This is a genomic window from Agromyces sp. C10 (genome assembly GCF_023217995.1).
GTDB classification, from domain to species: Bacteria; Actinomycetota; Actinomycetes; order Actinomycetales; family Microbacteriaceae; genus Agromyces; species Agromyces indicus.
Genome location: NZ_JALPSX010000001.1, coordinates 102,355 through 118,455, shown reverse-complemented (window position 1 = coordinate 118,455; position 16,101 = coordinate 102,355). Strand labels below are relative to the sequence as shown.

13 protein-coding genes are annotated in these 16,101 nt (G+C 72.4%); 9 read left to right on the top strand and 4 right to left on the bottom strand.

What is annotated here, in order from left to right; all coding sequences use genetic code 11:
* The first annotated feature begins 59 nt into the window (after nucleotides 1-59).
* From M1L56_RS00615 to M1L56_RS00595, 5 genes are all read left to right on the top strand, one after another.
* Nucleotides 60-461, top strand: coding sequence for a DUF4440 domain-containing protein (locus tag M1L56_RS00615; RefSeq protein WP_067946329.1), 402 nt, complete (start codon nucleotides 60-62; stop codon nucleotides 459-461).
* A gap of 75 nt (nucleotides 462-536) precedes the next feature.
* The gene (locus M1L56_RS00610; RefSeq protein WP_248597728.1) at nucleotides 537-1,112 is read left to right on the top strand and encodes a flavodoxin domain-containing protein; all 576 of its coding nucleotides are present in this window, start codon (nucleotides 537-539) and stop codon (nucleotides 1,110-1,112) included.
* Nucleotides 1,113-1,425: 313 nt separating this feature from the next.
* Nucleotides 1,426-2,169: a DUF2306 domain-containing protein gene (locus tag M1L56_RS00605; protein ID WP_248597727.1), complete on the top strand. Its 744-nt coding sequence runs from the start codon at nucleotides 1,426-1,428 to the stop codon at nucleotides 2,167-2,169.
* 4 nt (nucleotides 2,170-2,173) lie between these two features.
* Nucleotides 2,174-3,319 (top strand): sensor histidine kinase, encoded by a 1,146-nt coding sequence (locus M1L56_RS00600; protein WP_248597726.1) that lies wholly within the window; start codon nucleotides 2,174-2,176, stop codon nucleotides 3,317-3,319.
* Nucleotides 3,316-3,993: a response regulator transcription factor gene (locus M1L56_RS00595; RefSeq protein WP_248597725.1), complete on the top strand. Its 678-nt coding sequence runs from the start codon at nucleotides 3,316-3,318 to the stop codon at nucleotides 3,991-3,993. The genes M1L56_RS00600 and M1L56_RS00595 overlap by 4 nt, the downstream gene beginning before the upstream one ends.
* Nucleotides 3,994-4,093: 100 nt before the next feature.
* On the opposite strand, the gene M1L56_RS00590 is transcribed toward M1L56_RS00595, so the two are convergent.
* Together M1L56_RS00590 and M1L56_RS00585 are read right to left on the bottom strand one after the other, a co-directional pair.
* Nucleotides 4,094-4,981, bottom strand: coding sequence for a hypothetical protein (locus M1L56_RS00590; RefSeq protein WP_248597724.1), 888 nt, complete (start codon nucleotides 4,979-4,981; stop codon nucleotides 4,094-4,096).
* 147 nt (nucleotides 4,982-5,128) lie between these two features.
* Nucleotides 5,129-6,046 (bottom strand): oxidoreductase, encoded by a 918-nt coding sequence (locus M1L56_RS00585; RefSeq protein WP_248597723.1) that lies wholly within the window; start codon nucleotides 6,044-6,046, stop codon nucleotides 5,129-5,131.
* A gap of 91 nt (nucleotides 6,047-6,137) precedes the next feature.
* On the opposite strand from M1L56_RS00585, the gene M1L56_RS00580 reads away from it, so the two are divergent.
* Entirely contained in the window at nucleotides 6,138-6,680 is a 543-nt protein-coding gene (locus tag M1L56_RS00580) for a TetR family transcriptional regulator (RefSeq protein ID WP_248597722.1), read from the top strand.
* 82 nt (nucleotides 6,681-6,762) lie between these two features.
* Here M1L56_RS00580 and M1L56_RS00575 read toward each other — a convergent pair whose 3' ends face one another.
* Nucleotides 6,763-7,575, bottom strand: coding sequence for a LuxR C-terminal-related transcriptional regulator (locus tag M1L56_RS00575; RefSeq protein WP_248597721.1), 813 nt, complete (start codon nucleotides 7,573-7,575; stop codon nucleotides 6,763-6,765).
* Between the two features lie 197 nt (nucleotides 7,576-7,772).
* Nucleotides 7,773-11,720 carry a hypothetical protein gene (locus tag M1L56_RS00570; protein WP_248597720.1) on the bottom strand — a complete coding sequence of 1,316 codons (3,948 nt, stop codon included), beginning with the start codon at nucleotides 11,718-11,720 and terminating at the stop codon, nucleotides 7,773-7,775.
* 358 nt (nucleotides 11,721-12,078) lie between these two features.
* On the opposite strand from M1L56_RS00570, the gene M1L56_RS00565 reads away from it, so the two are divergent.
* From M1L56_RS00565 to M1L56_RS00555, 3 genes are all read left to right on the top strand, one after another.
* Complete coding sequence (locus tag M1L56_RS00565; protein ID WP_248597719.1) at nucleotides 12,079-12,480, top strand: DUF1801 domain-containing protein; 402 nt, start codon at nucleotides 12,079-12,081, stop codon at nucleotides 12,478-12,480.
* A gap of 241 nt (nucleotides 12,481-12,721) precedes the next feature.
* A complete protein-coding gene (locus M1L56_RS00560; protein WP_248597718.1) occupies nucleotides 12,722-13,576 on the top strand; it encodes an alpha/beta hydrolase in 855 nt (284 codons plus the stop codon).
* Between the two features lie 126 nt (nucleotides 13,577-13,702).
* Nucleotides 13,703-16,048, top strand: coding sequence for a hypothetical protein (locus tag M1L56_RS00555; protein ID WP_248597717.1), 2,346 nt, complete (start codon nucleotides 13,703-13,705; stop codon nucleotides 16,046-16,048).
* Nucleotides 16,049-16,101: the final 53 nt, after the last annotated feature.

The following is a 16,101-nucleotide window of genomic DNA, read 5'->3' as shown; positions in this document are numbered from 1 at the left end:
GCGAGCGGATGCGGGATCCGTCCTCGCGCCGGAGTGCCGGTCAGGAGCATGCTGGACCCATGAACGACCGCGAGGAGTTCCTGAACTGGGTCTACACATCGCTCGCGCAGGCCGAACGGGCGATGTTCGACGGCGACGCCGGCCCACGGCGCGAGATCTGGTCGCGCGAGGAGCCCGTCACCGTGCTGGGCGCGTGGCGCACCGCGTCGAACCGCCAGGAACTGGTCGAGGTGTTCGACGTGCTCGCGTCGAGCTTCTCGAACTGCACGGCGTACGCGCTCGAGCTGATCTCGTGGGACGTGCGCGGCGATCTCGCGTACACGCTCGGCTACGAGCGCGTCACCACGACGATGGATGGTCGGCAGCGCGAGTTCTCGCTGCGCGCGACCCAGGTCTACCGGCGCGAACTCGACGGGTGGAAGGTCGTGCACCGGCACGCCGACGCGACGACGAGCCCCTGACGGGGTGGATCGATCGGTCCGGCCCGAGTGACCTTGGTCACCGACGCCTCCGGCCGTGCGGCGTAGCGTGCCCCATTGGAACGCACGAACCACGACGAAGGAGGGATCGCGATGAAGGTGCTCGTCGCGTACGCCAGCAAGTACGGCGCCACCGAGGGGATCGCGCGGCGCATCGGGGAGACGCTCACCGGGCACGGCCTCGAGGTCGACGTCGTCAGGTGCAAGGACCTGGAGGCGGCATCCGGGTACGACGCCTACGTGGTCGGGTCGGCCACCTACGCGTTCAACTGGCGCAAGTCGGCCAGGCAGTTCGTCGAGCGCAACGCCGACGTGCTCGCCGCGAAGCCGACATGGCTGTTCTCGAGCGGCCCGCTCGGCACCGAAACGGTCGACAAGGAGGGCAACGACGTACTCGAGGGCGCGAAGCCCAAGCAGTTCGAGGAGTACGAGCAGCTCATCCATCCTCGCGGCATGCAGGTGTTCCGTGGTGCGTACGACCACGACAAGATCCGCGGCGCCGACCGGATGATCGTGTGGATGCCCGCGATCCGCGACCTCATGCCCGAGGGCGACTTCCGCGAGTGGGACGCCATCGACGCATGGGCGTCGTCGATCGCGGCCGAGCTGCAGGCGGCATCCGCTCGCCCCTGACGCCGCGCGGGGTCGAACGGGGTGTCGCCTGACGGACCCGATGGCGCGATCCTGCCTCGCCGGGCGGGTGCTCCCCGTTCAGGCGAGACGGTTTCGCGCCTGCCACGCCGGTACTTCGGTACTTCGGTACCGGATCTCGCGGACGGATCATGCGTGCCGACGCGTCGAGTCGCGCCGCCCGGTTCCGGGAGCGGCGTCGCGGTCGCGATGGCCGCGGGAACCGGCGGGAGGTGGCGCGCATCGGCCGATCGGCTGAGCAAGCTCGAGCCGGCCGGCCGATGTGGGCGGGCCCGCCCGGCGCGAGCATCGAGGCATGACGCAGACCTCACTGCCCGCACCCCGCACCGGCCGCCGCCCGCGCCCCCAGTGGCTCGCGCCGGCCGGGCTCATCGCGCTCAGCCTCGTGCCGATGGCCGCCGGCGCGTTCCGCCTCACCGAGCTCGCGAGCGGCGCGGCCGTCACGCCCGAGAACGCGCGGTTCTTCGACTCGCCCGTGCCGGTGGTCGTGCACATCGTCGGTTCGGTCGTATTCCTCGTGCTGGGGGCGCTGCAGTTCGCGCCGGCGCTGCGCCGTCGGCGCTGGCACCGGTACGCCGGGCGCATCCTGGTGCCGGCCGGGGTGCTGTCCGCCCTGTCGGGCATGTGGATGGCGGTCGCCTACGACCTCCCCGAGCCCAGCGGGACGGCGCTGCTCGTGATGCGGCTCGTATTCGGCACCGCCATGGCGGCCGGCATCGTCGTGGCGTTCCTCGCGATCCGTCGGGGCGACGTGCGCACGCACAGCGCGTGGATGACGCGCGCCTACGCCATCGGGCTCGGCGCCGGCACGCAGGTCTTCACGTTCCTGCCGTGGACGCTCGTCTTCGGCCCCCCGAGCGAGCCGGTGCACGCGGTGCTCATGGGCGCCGGCTGGGTCATCAACCTCGCGGTCGCGGAGGTCGTCATCCGGCGGCGGGCGGGCCGCGGCATCCGTCGTGCCCCCGTCGCTCGCACGGCGGCGGCCATCGACGAACGCGCTGACGCCCGGTCGGCGGCCGCGCGTGCGCACCTATCATGAGGCCATGACGAGCCCGGTGCGCGCACTCTGGTCCGCGCCGCCCGCGCAGCCGCCCGCGCCCCGCCGGGTGTGGCGCGACTGGGTGCTCGTCGCGGCGCTGCCGCTGCTCATCGTGATCGAGGCGGCGGCGCGTCCGGATGTGCCGTGGCGCTGGGCGTGGGCGGCCGTGCTCGTCGTGCTCGTGCCGACGCTGCTCTGGCGTCGCATCCGCCCGTTCACGATGCTCGCGATCGCCTTCGCAGTCGGAACGGCCGTCGGCCTCGCGACCGGCGGCGACCCGCAGCTGATCACGACGGCGTACTTCCTCGTGCTCATCTACGCGGTGATGCGATGGGGGTTGGGCCGGGCGATGCTCGGCGGAGCGGCGCTCGTGCTCGCGGGCATCGTGATCCCGGCCCTGTTCGCGCCACCGGCCCTCGGCGACCTCATCGGCGAGCTCGCGGTCGTCGTGACCACGTCCACGCTCGGCATCGCCTTCCGGTGGCGGGCCGGCGCCCGCGAGCGCGAGCTCGAGGGCGTGCGACTGCTCGAGCGCGAGCAGCTCGCACGCGACCTGCACGATACGGTCGCACACCACGTCTCTGCGATCGCGATCCAGGCGCAGGCCGGTACGGCCGTGGCGCCGCACGACCCGGCGGCGGCCGCCGAGGTCCTGCGCGTGATCGAGGGCGAGGCGTCCCGAACCCTCGACGAGATGCGCTCGATGGTCCGGGTGCTGCGACGAGCGGATGCCGCGGAGCTGGCGCCAGCGCAGGGCATCGCCGACATCCCGCGGCTCGCCCAGCCGGCGGCGCCCGAGCCCGGCAGCCTGGTCGTCGATGTGCGCGTCGACGACGAGCCTGCCGCGGCGGCGCTCCCTCCCGCAGTCGGCGCTGCGGTGTTCCGCATCGCGCAGGAGGCCGTGACGAACGCCCGCCGGCACGCACGCGATGCGACGCGCATCGACGTGCACGTGCGGGTCGAGGCCGAGGGCGTGCGGCTCGAGGTGCGCGACGACGGCGAGCCCGCGGCATCCGCTGCACCGGGGTTCGGCATCACCGGGATGACGGAGCGGGCGGCACTGCTCGGCGGCACCTGCCAGGCCGGCCCGGCGCCCGGCGGCGGGTGGCTCGTGAGCGCCGTGCTGCCGAGGGCCGGGTGGTCGGCATGAGCGTGCGCGTGCTGATCGCCGACGACCAGGACCTCGTGCGGACCGGGCTGCGGATGATCCTCGACGCGCAGCCCGACATCGAGGTGGTCGGTGAGGCGCGCGACGGCGCCGAGGCGGTGGCGATGGCCCGTGAGCTGCGGCCCGACGTGTGCCTGTTCGACATCCGGATGCCGGTCATGGACGGCCTGCAGGCGACGCGCGAACTGGCGGGTCCGGATGTCACCGACCCGCTGCCGGTGGTGGTGATCACGACGTTCGACCTCGACGAGTACGTCTACGCCGCACTGCGCTCGGGGGCGCGCGGGTTCCTGCTGAAGAACGCCGGCGCGACGATGCTGCGTGAGGCCGTGCACGCCGCGGCGCGCGGAGACGCGCTCATCGACCCGAACGTGACGGTGCGACTGATCGAGGCGTTCGCGGTCGGGCCGCCGGGGGCCGGGCCCGTGCCCGGGCGCGCGCCGGCTGCGCCATCCGTCCCGCTCACCGACCGCGAGGAGGACGTGCTCGCGGCCGTCGCGCGGGGCCTCGGCAACGTCGAGATCGGCCGCGAGTTGCACGTGTCGCTCAGCACCGTGAAGACGCACATCGCGAGCATCATGGCGAAGATCGGCGCCCGCAACCGCGTCGAGCTCGCGATCTGGGCGCACGAGCGTGGGGCGCGCGGAGGCCGCTGACGCCCGCTCGTGCACCGGATGGGGACTCGACGGCCTGCCGAGCCCCGGCCGGTGCACGAGCTGCCTCGTCACTTGAAGGCCGCGAGGGTGCGGCCCTCCGCTATCCGCCGATGCAGTTCGGGTCGCCCTCGCCGTAGCAGCTGGAGCCGCCGGGGCCGGGCGCGGGCTCCTGCGCGGGCCCGGGAAGGAACCGACCGGCGGGGACCTGCAGGACGAACGCGAGGATCAGCCCGACGCCGCCGACGACGACCGACGCGACGACCAGCCAACGGCGTCGGCTCAGCACCGCGCTCACGACGGCGCCCGCGAACGCCACCACGGTGAGGCCCGCGGTGACGAGGTAGCGGTCGCCCTGCCCGGGCGTGACGACGACCGGCGTCCCCCCGAGCGTGAAGTACGCCTCGATCGCCTGCCACGCGAGGATCAGCACCAGCAGGCCGCCCAGGGCGAGCAGCCCGCCCGCGACCGGTGCCGCCCAGCGACGCGCCCCGGCGACGGGCGCGGTGCTGGCCGCCGCGGCGACGGCGACGCCGAGCGCGACGACCACGGTCAGGATGCCCGCATCGAACCACGAGACGCCGTTGCCGAGCAGGCCGACCAGGCCGGATTGCGGCAGCATCGGCAGGGCGCGCACGGTACCGACGAGCAGCACGGCGACGGGGGCGGCGACCACGACGAGCGCCATCCGCCCGGGCCGCGGCATCGACCGCAGCCCGAACTGCACGGCGGCGGCGAGCGCGACCCACACCAGCAGGTTGGGATCGACCACCATCGCGACGAACGGCAGCAGCATGCCGAGCGGGTCGCTGCCGAAGCCCGACGCCGACAGCACGATGAGCACCAGCCCCACGATGCGCAGCGCCACGACGGATGCCACGAGCACGACGGTCTCCAGGAGGCGGGCCCGCACGTCGAAGACGGGTGCGGGCGGTGCGGTCGCGGTGTCGGGCTCGGCGGAGGCGTCGGATCCGTAGGGTGCTCCGGTCATCCGCCCAGCATCCCCGTCGGCGGAGCCGGCACGCGTCAGGGGTGGCCCTGAGGCGTGCCGGCGCCGGGCGGACAGCGTTGGGCGGCGGCGCCGGGCGGACAGCGTTGGGCGGCGGCGCCGGGCGGACAGCGCCGGCGGCGGCGCCGATCAGGCGGCGGCGCGGTCCGGGTCGGCCTCGCTTCGGCCTGCGGGCGCAGCCGCGGGCGGCTCGGCGGCGCGCTGCTCGGCGAGCTCGGCCTTGGTCGGCGCGAACACGCTGCGGATCACGAGGTCGAAGACGCGGTCGGGTAGCACGCGCCGGAGGCCCACGATGAACTTCGCGCTCACCGGCGTCGCGTAGCGGGTGCGGGGCCGGCGGGCGGTCGCGGCCTTCGCGATGGTCGCGGCGACGACGTGCGGTTCGGATGCCGCGGAGGAGGCATCCGCGGCCTCGAGTGCGCGGACGAGCGCGCGGGCCTGGGCGGCGTACGCGGTGTCGCCCGAGCGCTCGATGGCGCTGCGGCGCGAGATGCCGTTCCATTCGGTGCGGATGGCACCCGGCTGGATCACCACGACGCGGATGCCGTGCGGCTCGAGCTCGACGCGGAGCGAGTCGCTGAGGCCCTCGACGGCGAACTTGGTGGCGTGGTACCAGCTGCCGAGCGGTTCGTAGATGCGGCCGCCGATGGAGGAGATGTTGACGATGGTCCCGGAGCGGCGAGCGCGCATGCCGGGCAGGACCAGCTGGGTGATTCGCGCGAGGCCGAAGACGTTGACCTCGAACTGGCGGCGCGCCTCCTCGATGGGCACGTCTTCGAGGGCGCCGTACGAGCCGTAGCCGGCGTTGTTCACGAGCACGTCGATGCGGCCCTCGTCGGCCATGATCCGGTCGACCGCGGCGCTGACGGATGCGTCATCCGTCACATCCATCGCGATGGCGTGGCCGCCGGCGTCGACGATGGCCGCCATGCGGTCGACGCGTCGCGCGGCACCGTAGACGGTGAAGCCGCGGCGCAGCAGTTCGAGGGCGGTCTGCTCGCCGATGCCCGACGAGGCACCGGTCACCAGGGCGACGTGACGTTCCATGAGGTTATTCCTAACCGTTTGGTTACTTGCGGTGGAACGAGTGTCGCATGTCTCAGGCGAGAATGCAACTAACTGGTTATATACTGTGGGCATGGCCCGCAACGCTGAGCAGACCCGCGCCCGCATCCTCGAGGCGGCGACCGCCGAGTTCTCGGCGCGCGGCATCGCCGGCGCCCGAGTCGATCGCATCGCCGACGCAGCCGCGTGCAACAAGGCGCTGCTCTACTCCTACTTCGGCAACAAGGAGCAGCTCTTCGACGCCGTGTTCGCCGCACTCGTGGCGCGGCTCGTCGCAGCGCACCCCATCGATGCCGAGCACCTCGACGAGTACGCCGGCGCCCTCGTCGACTCGTACGTCGCGAACCCCGAGCTCGTCCGCCTCGCCCTATGGGACCGCCTCGAGCGCGGCGGCGCGGGCATGCGCTCCCCCGAGTTGCTGGCGACGGATGCCGCGAAGGTGGCCGCCATCGCGGACGCCCAGGCGTCGGGCGCCGTGTCGACGCGGTTCTCCCCCGCCGAGGCGCTCGCGATCGTCACGGTCCTGACATCTATCCTCCCGCTCGTGCTCGGCGACGCACCCGAGGCGCGGGTGCGCGACGTGGTCACGACCGCGGTCGCGCGACTGCTCGGCTGACCGCGCCCGGCGGCGCCCGCGCCACCCCCTGCCGCGTGCCCGCACGTCGCCCCTCGAGCGACCGCTCATGGCGATGCGGCCGTCAGTTCGCGACGGCCTCGAGCGGCGCCACAGGCGCCGCCGCGTTGCCGGCGGCCCGCCACCGCACCGCGATGAGCGTGCGGCTGTCGCACTGCAGCGCGGCGAACAGGTCGCCGACGTGCTTGCGCACCGTCCGCTCGGTGAGGCCCAGGCGTGCGCCGATCTGGGCGTTCGTCAGGCCCAGCTCGACGAGCGCCGCGACCTGGCGCTGGCGCGGTGTGAGTCGGGCCGGCGCGGCATCCGATCGCGATGCCGATGTCGACGACCCGTCGGCTGCCGCACTCGCCCTCGCCTGCAACGACGCGATCGCCGCGCGGTACACGAAGGCCGCGGCGAGCGCGGTGCGGAACTGCTCGAGGTCGGCGAGTTCGGCGTCGGTGAAGTCGGACTGATCGCGCCAGAGCGAGAGCAGCACCATCCGCTGCGGCGAGCGTTCGAGCGGAAGCCCGACCTGGTATCGCGACCCTCGCGGGTGCAGCAGCCGACGGTAGACCTCGCTCTGCTCGAACCGGCGCAGGTCGACGACATCGGTGAGCCGGGAAGCGTGCGGCGGACCGGTCACGACGTGGAGGAAGTAGGGGTGCGTGCCGATGAGCCGTCGCCATTCGGCGGACTCGGCGGTGGTGATCGGCGGGGCGCCCCTGAGCGCGACTTCGGCGTCGACGTCGCTGCCGAGCGACATCATCGAGACGCTGAGCACGGCCGCGCCGATGTGACGGTCGAGCAGCGCGAGGGCGTCGGGCATGATCTCCACGCCCTCGGCGGCCGCGCGAGCGAGGCTGATGACGTCGGATTCGAAGCGGCCCCCCACCATGAGCAGATTCTGCACCCGATCCGGCACGTCCACCCTCAGGGATGGCACTGAGTGCGGTCGTGTCGGGCATGGCGGCGCGTGCGCCGTCGCGCCGCAGACGACGCCCAGGCCGCCGCCGATCCGTCGCCGACGCTGGAGACGGATGCCATCGTGCGCCGGCGCGGCCGGGGAATCAGGCGGCAGTGGGGGACGACGCATCACCGCGGGTCGAGCACCGGAGCGAGGTTCATGACGTGGATCGTCCCGCTGCCTCCATCGATGTGCGTGCGATCGACGGAGAGCTGTCCTGCCTCGATCTGCTGGAAGTCGGATCGATCCCACTGCGTGAGGATCTGCGTGCGGGCCGGCTCGTCTCCCTGTGCGATCGAGCGGAGACTCGTCGCCGTGAGCGCGACGCGGAACGTTCCACTGCGCGAGTCGGCGTGCGTCCTGGACGAGGACCACTCCAGGCTGAGGCCGGTCCCCGGCACGGCGAAGCTCGCGCCGAGGCTGCTCGCCACCTCGACCTCCTTCCCGTGGACCACCGCCGTGAACTCGGAGCGGTGCAGATGCGATGCCGACGGTCCCTCGCCCTCCAGCCAGGATCGGTACTCGTACTGCGCCTCGAACTTCAGCGTCCGCCCCCAGACCGGCGTGATCTCGAGTACGCGCCAGCTCGAACGCAGAGGGAACAGGACTCCACTGGGCGTCGTCGCCAGCGCGAGTCGCCATTGGAGACGGCCGATGAACCGCGGTCCGGTGTCGGAACTGGCGTAGAGGTCCGTGGCCGCGCCGACCGCCTTCACCGTTGCGGCCCACGGTTCGTCCGTGCCGGGGTGCTCCCCCGGGTCGCCGCGGGGCGTGGTCTGCGTGGGAACGGTCCGGGGGCGTGGCCGGTGCGTCGATCGCCGACGCGGGCGGGCGTCGCTCGCGGAGCCGGCCGGCGCAGGGGCCGCCCCGGAGGCGGAGGGGATCGCGCTGGAGTCGCTGGGCGTGGTCGACGGCGACCCCCCGCCCGTCGAACCGGTCGCGCCGCCGGAGCCGCCATCTGAGTTCGGAGCGGCGGACCCCGCCGTTCCGGTACCGGAGCCTGCCGAGCCGGAGTCGCTCGTCCCGGTGCCCCGCGTCAGGATCCGCTCGGCGATACGACCGGCCGTGGGCCCGTCGACGAGTCCCGACCGTCGGGCCTGCTCGAGCGTGGCGATGTCGCGCTGCGTCGCCTCGGCCTGATGGCGCTGCGTCTGCGCTTCGGTGTACTTCGAGAACGCGGTCGTGGCGTTCTCCCCCGCCTTCTCGCCGAGCGCCTGAGCGGTCTGCACCGCCTGGCGCAGGGCGTCGATGCTGTTCTGGGTCACGCGATCCACGGCCGTGACGTCGCGGAACGCGTCTCCACGCGCGATCGCTGCCAGCGCTGGTGCGAGGCCGCTCGGATCCGGCGCCGCCGAGGGCTGCTGCATCGAGATCAGCGATGGGCCGGCCGGGGTGATGTCGAGGTGCATGTCGCTCGCGCGCGAGTCCAGGCTGACTGGCTGCAGCTCGCTCGGCAGGTCGAGGGGATGCTCGTCCCACTTCCAGAACCGGCTGTCGTCGATCTTCTCGGCTGCTTCGCTCGTCCCGAGCACCGCCTCGGCGAACACGCCCCCGGTCGGGAGCGTCACGCGCTGCTCCGCGATCGCGACCCGGTATCGGTCGATGAGGTCGTTGCCGCCGATGCCGTCCATGTCGACGCCGGGAACCACGGGGAACACCATGCTGTTGCCGATGAACGCGACGGGCTCGGGGCGCACGACGCTGGCGAGGGAGCGCGACGTACTGCGGTCGCCCGGCATCAGCCGCTCGTCGAGCATCGCGAACAGCTCGTCGCGGTCGAAGCCGGCCCAGATCGCCTTGTGGAATCGGATCCGCTGCTGGTTGAGGTGCCCGAGCAGTTCGCGGACCGCCAGGGCGTCCTCCGCCTCCGTGGTGGGCGTCCGGGGGACGACGATCGGCGTCACCACGCGCGCGTTCCGCAACGCGGTCGTCCCGACACTTCGGGCGAGCGAGACCTCGCCGTCCTCACCGGCGCCGGACACTTCGAGCTCGGCGATCCGGAACGGCCCCGACGCGCTCGGCGCACGGTCGAGGAACCGGATCTCGAGCGACCGGATCCCGTTGACCGGGATCGCCGAGTCGGACATCGACTGGAACGCGAACAGCCAACGGCGGTCACCGAGGTGTTCGCTCGCCAGGTCCACGTCCATCGGAAGGGACCGTCGCCCATCGGTGAGCACCGCGCGAAGCTCGAGTCGAGCGTAGGGAGGCGTCTCCGCGTCATCCGGCTCCTGCTGGGGCTCGTCCTCGTCGGCCTCCTTCGGCGACGACGCGATCGTCGCCAGCTCGAACGAGCCCCGGATGACTCGGAGCGGTGCCGGCGGCGCGGGCGGGAGCAGCAGACGTCGGGCAGCATCGTAGCCGCCGCGGTACTGGGGGTCGGTGATGGGTTCCAACCTGGCCCGGTGGGCCAGGGCCGACTCGGCCGTGAACGGCACGGTGGGGAGCGGGACGAACAGGCAGGGAGTCACCTCGGCCACCTCGGTGCTGACGACGAGGTGACGGAGCACCTCGAAGTACAGGACGGTCATCGCGTGGTTGCGGTTGTGGTTCGCGATCACCTCGGTGACCGCCTGCGATCGTTCGGTCTGGCTCACGGTCCGCACGACCGTCGTCCGCTGCTCGCGCACTGCCGTGGCCGCCTGCGCCGTCCGATCGCGAAGTCCCTGCTGCATGCTCGCCGCCAGTGAGCGATACGAGTCCTGCTCGGCTGATGCGGTCGCATATCCGACACCGATGCCGATGCCGCCCGATCCGGATGCGCCGGTTCCCCCGGGCGCCCCGGTCGCGCCGCCGCCGCCCGCAAGCCCGCCGCCGACCGAGAACGACGACGAGGTGCCGCTGAGCGTCTCCCTGAGCACCGAGTCGACGTCCTCGGTGACCGTCCGGCTCCGGTCGATCTCGGCGATCAGCGTGTCGCGCGTCATCACGCTGTCGCTCTTGCTTCCCGTCTCGTCGCGCCGCCAGTCCACGACGGCGATGCTCTTCGCCTGGCCCGGCGCCAGCGCGAGGCTGTGCAGCAGCCGTCCGAACGAGTAGCCGTCCGCACGCCACCGCTGCACGAACCGGACCAGGTGCCCGCGGACGATGGTGCTCGACTCCTGTCTGCTGGCGGGATCGAACCAGCGGATGGGGTCGGCGCCGCGGACGGGGCGCCGACGGGCGACGGAGAGCGTGTCGAGCGCGATGTCGTACAGGTCGGACCGGTCGGTGAGCTCGCGAGCGAACAGTTCCTCGAACCGCTTCGCGGGCACCTTGAAGCGCGAGGTCGCCGCCGGTCTCGGAACGGCCGTCTCTCCTCGCAGCAGGCGCCTCACGTCGAGCTTCGAGGACGCGACGACCGGCTTCGCCGGCTCTGGCGGGAGGTGACTCGCCTGTCGGTCCGGGAGCGCGGCACCAGTGTCCGCCGCGGCCTCGAACGACCGGTCCTCGGAGTAGAGCTCGAGGTCCGCCGGTCGGAGCGGCGGTGAGATCGCCGGCTCCTCGAGTCGCACGACGACGAGGGCAGACGACTCCTCGACCGAACGATCGGGGGTGAACAACGGGGTGCCCGATGCGCCGAGGTCCTGGCTGAACTCGCCGGAGGTCACGAACGCCTGCTCGCTGGGCAGCCGGGGAGTCACGTCAATCGCGCCCGGTTCGAGGTTGGCGAGCACGACGTCGAAATCGCCGACGTGAGCCGGAACCTCGACCACGGTCGACTCGTCGAAGAGTCGTACCTCGACGAACAGGTCGGCGCGGGAGACGAGCAGTTCGAGCCTGCCGTGATCCTCCGTGACCCCCGCGACCGTGGTGCCCAGCACGCGGACCTCGGCGCCGCCGATCGGTCTGCCCTCCTCATCCTCGACGCGGACGACGAGCGGCTTCACCTCTGAGCCCGAGGCGACGGCGAGCGCCGCGGTGTCCACCGTGACGACGATCTCCTCCGCGAAGGCGAGATCGGGGCCGGCGGGCTTCAGCTCGACGTCGATCGCCCGCCCGTCGAGCGCGCGCACCCGAACTGCCCGAACGGCCATGTCGTCCGAGAGCGGGATGTCGCGGCGCCCGCCCGAGGGGCCGAGATCGAGTGCATCCAACCTGCCTGACCCAGGGTTCGCCTTGGGTGAGCTCCCCTCCTCGATCACGAGGGTGACGGTCACCCGTCGAGCCAGCGGTTCTCCGCCTTGGTCGACGACGTTCAACTGGACGACACGCACGGCGCTCTCCCATCCCCCCAGGTGGCGCGATCACCGTACGATCGGCCGGTCATCCGACGACAGTGGCGGATGCGACACCCCGGGCGACGGCTGGGATCCACCCTGCGGCCCCGGGGGTCAGCCCTCGGTGGACCTGCCCGACTGAGATCCCACGGGCCCGATCCCTGGACCCGGGGGCGCAGTACGCTGTTGGGGTCGAGCACGATCGCGAGGACCCATGTCGACGAAGCAGCCCGCGATGTCACCGTCGGACCAGCCGGTGACCGAGGTGCTCGACCGCGCCACCGGTCCGCGCCGTGCCGAGGCCGACGAGCTGCTCGCGATGTTCGGCGAGGTCAGCGGTGAGCCTCCCGTCGTCTGGGCGGGCCGCATCATCGGGTTCGGCGAGTACCGGTACCGGTACGAGAGCGGGCGCACAGGCCTGAGTCCGCGGCTCGCGTTCGCGTCGGGGCCTGCGAAGCACACGATCTACCTCCCCGAGCACTTCGCCGAGCGCTGGTCCGACCTGCTCTCGCGGCTGGGCCCGCACGACGCGAGCAAGGTCTGCCTTTACCTCAAGCGTCTCACGGGGGTCGATCGCGGCGTGCTGCGCGAGCTGCTGGAGCGCACGCTCGCCGACACGCCGTCGACGACGTCATGAGCCCCCGGCGCGTCCGGCGCGTCCGTGGCTCCCGGACGGCGCTCATGGTCGCCGGCGGCGGTGTTCTCGCCGGCCTCGCCGCCCTCGCCGCGTGGATCCGTTTCGGCGGCCCGCGTCTTCCGGCCGTCACCGACGCCGTGATCGACCGCGTCGCGGCGAGCGATCTCGCGGGCGTGGTGACGGGCACCACCGGTGAACGGATGCCAGTGGCATCCGTCTCTGGTTCGAGTCGATCCCGGCCGTGGGGCCGGAACGCGGCACGGTGCTCCTGTTCATCTCCCTCGGGGCCGATGGGCTGCTCTGGCCGCCCGCGTTCCTCCGCGCGCTGACCGGCGCCGGCTATCGCGTCATCCGGTTCGACCAGCGCGGCACCGGCGCGTCGGACTGGATGCCCGAGTGGAGTCCCGAGCACCCGTACACGCTCGTCGACCTGGCCCGCGACGCGGTGGCCGTCCTCGACGCGACCGGCACCGAGCGTGCGCATCTGGTCGGGCTGTCGTTCGGCGGGATGGTCGCCCAGGAGGTGGCGATCCTCGCGCCCGACCGGGTCGCGTCGCTCACGCTCATGTCGACCTCACCCGATCCGACGGACCCGACGCTGCCCGAACCGCGAGTGGGGCGGCTGGCGCTCCTCGCCATCCGGAACCTGCCCCTGCTGAAGTACCGGCTCCGCGGCGGCGACCGCGCGCTCGTCAAGGAGCGCATCGCGAAGATGATCAGCGCGTTCGGTCCGGACGGCGTCGACGTCGAGGAGAACGCCGCGCTGGTGCTGTACGACCTCCGCCACCGCAACGGACTGAACGTCCGGGCGTTCCGCCAGCATCAGGCGGCGGTCGCCGCGACGCGGTCTCGGGCGGCGGCACTCGGCACGATCATGGTGCCGACGCTGGTGGTGCACGGCACCGACGACGACCTCATCCCGTTCGAGCACGCGCGGCGGCTCGCCGCGTCGATTCCGGATGCCGCGCACCTCTGGCTCGGCGGCGTCGGCCACGTCTTCCCGTACCCGCCGTGGGCCGACGTCGAGGGCGCGATCCTCGCGCACCTCGACTCGGCGAGTGGGGCTCCCGGAAGGGGCGCCGACTCGCCGCAGTGACGGCGCGAACCCGAGCGAACGCACTCGGGAGCAGGGACGGGAGGCCGGATCTCTGCGCGCCGTACTCCGCGGCGCTCGTCGGCACTGGTTATCCTGCGGCTCAGGACGGACCGGGTCGGGGGAACGATGCGATGGCCGCACGGCGATGAAGCGACGGAACGCATCCACGATGTCGGCCTGCTCTTCGTGCACGGCATCGGCGAGCAGCAGCGCGGCTCCTTCCTGGTGGAAGCCGGCGATTCCCTCGTCGGCTACCTGCGGAGCGAGGACTTCACCGCGCGACTCGGCGGCGCCCCGATGGCCCGACTCGGCTCGGTGAGCATTCCCATCGACGAGCCCGCGAGTGCGGTCGTCGAGTTCGAAGCGGCCCCGGGGCGGGCCGCGACGCCCGGATCCGCCTCGTGGCTGCTCGCCGAGTCCAATTGGGCGCGCGCGTTCGTGCCGCCGGGCGCCGGAACGACGCTGCGCTGGATCCTGCTGCGAACGCCGGGTCTGGTGGTGGTGCGCGCCATCGAGAGCCTGATCGCCGCGGTTCGCGCCTGGGGCTGGCGACCGCAGTACTGGTGGCGCATCGTGCTCCAGGCCTTGTGGACGGCGGTCTCCCTGCCGCTGGTGGCGGCCGTGCTGGTCATCCTCGTGGTCTCGGTCCTGCTTCGCGCGCTCATCCCGTTCGCCTGGTTGCAGACGTTGCTGGGCAAGATCGAGGTGCTGCTCACGACCTTCATCGGCGACAGCCTGCTCTTCAGCGAGAGCGCGATCAACTCGGCGGCCATGTCGAGCGTCGTGGCGCGCGACCTCAACTGGCTCGCGGCCAGGTGCAGGACCCTCCTCGTCGTGGCACACTCCCAGGGCGCGGCGGTCACCGCGCAGGCGCTCGAGCAGACCCCGCCGGTCCACGTCCTCGTGACGTACGGGGCGGGGATCAGTCAGCTCCGGTGGCTCCGATCGGTATCCCGGCGGGAGAACGTGGCCCTCGCCCTGATCAGCCTGCTCGTCCTCGGTCTCGTGGGAGTCGTCGTCTTCACGGTCGTCGACGTGTTCCGCGGCGCCGAGGTTCCGGGTTGGATGGTCGCCCTGCTGATCTTCGGCTGGCCGACCTTGGCGGCGTTCCTCCAGTCGATGGCGAAGCAGGCCACGGCGACGACCCGCGAGGCACGGCTCCGACCGGACTCGAGGCGGCTCGCAGAGCGCTGGGTGGACCTCTGGGCCTCCGCGGATCCCGTCAACGGCGGGCCCTCGACGAGGACCGTCTACGAGCAGGTCGAGGAGATCCGGGTCTGGAACCACGGCAACGTCATCACCGACCACTCGTCGTACTTCTCCAATCGCGCCGAGTTCGTGAGCCGGATCGCCGCCTACGCCCTGGGCGCCACACGGACCTTCCCCCCGGGCTCCGCGGCGGCGCTCGAGCAGCGCGCCACGGTGCGCGGGGTCCTCCGCCAGCGGCGTGGCCGATGGCTCGAGGCGTTCCGAGCTTCGCTGGCGGTCCTCGTGGTCGCTGCGGTGCTCCGCTTCAGCGGGGACCTCGCTCACGTCATGTCACCGCTGGTGGATCGGCTCGCGGAGGTGCTTCCGGGTCGCCTCGCCCCGGTGTTCGGGATTGGCCCCGAGGTCATCGCCGCGGGCGTCGTCATCGTTCTCGTCGGGCTCGCCTGTTACGCGCTCGCGCTGCTGGCGTGGGCGGGTTGGGAACTCGTCGAGGAGCGCGCGTCGACCGGCGATGCCGCAGACGAGCGGGGCTCGAGTGCGATGGTCGTCGTCGCCGGTCTGCTCACCAACCTCGCGCTCGTGACGGCCGCCCTCGTCTGGTTCGACTGGAGCGACGCGGGCCGGCTCCTCGAGGTCGCGTACACCCTCCCGGTCCTGTGCGCTGTCGCCACGGGCGCGATCTGGGTCGTCGTTCGAATGACCCGGCGCATCTGGAGCAGACGAGCGCGTACCGATCAGGCCCTCTCCGCTCGCGCCCTCTGGCACGGCTTCCTGGGCGGGCTGCTGCTGTGGTCGGTGGTCATCGGCGTCGTCGGCCTCGAGCGGTTCGAGGCGTCGCAGACCAACTGGTCCATCGCGCTGGCTCTCGTGTCGAGCATCGCCGTGCTCGCGATGATGTCCGAGGCGTTGCCGCCCCGCCGGAGGTCGGCTGGCTGGTCGCCCGTACGGGACCCGCGGACGTACCAGCCGTTCAAGTACCTCGCGTCCCCCCGGGAGGACGTGGCTCCGGCGTCGGCACCCTTGCTGCTGCTCGGCGTGCTGGCCGGCCAGGCGGCGCTGCTGGTCTTCGCGCCCACGATCCCGGAGCAGGCGGAGATCCTGGTGACGTTCCTGGTGGCGGTGCTGCCGTTCGCCGCACTCAATGTGGCGGTCTGGGCGGGCGACCGCGGCCTGTCGGGAGCGCGTTCCGCGGTGTCCTGGGTGCTCGTGATCGCGAGCTTCGTCCTGTCGACGGTGTTCGTCGTCGTGCAGGTCACCCGCTGACGCCTCCCGTGAGACATTGCGCGCCGCGGGAGGCGACGGCGCGGCCCGGGTGA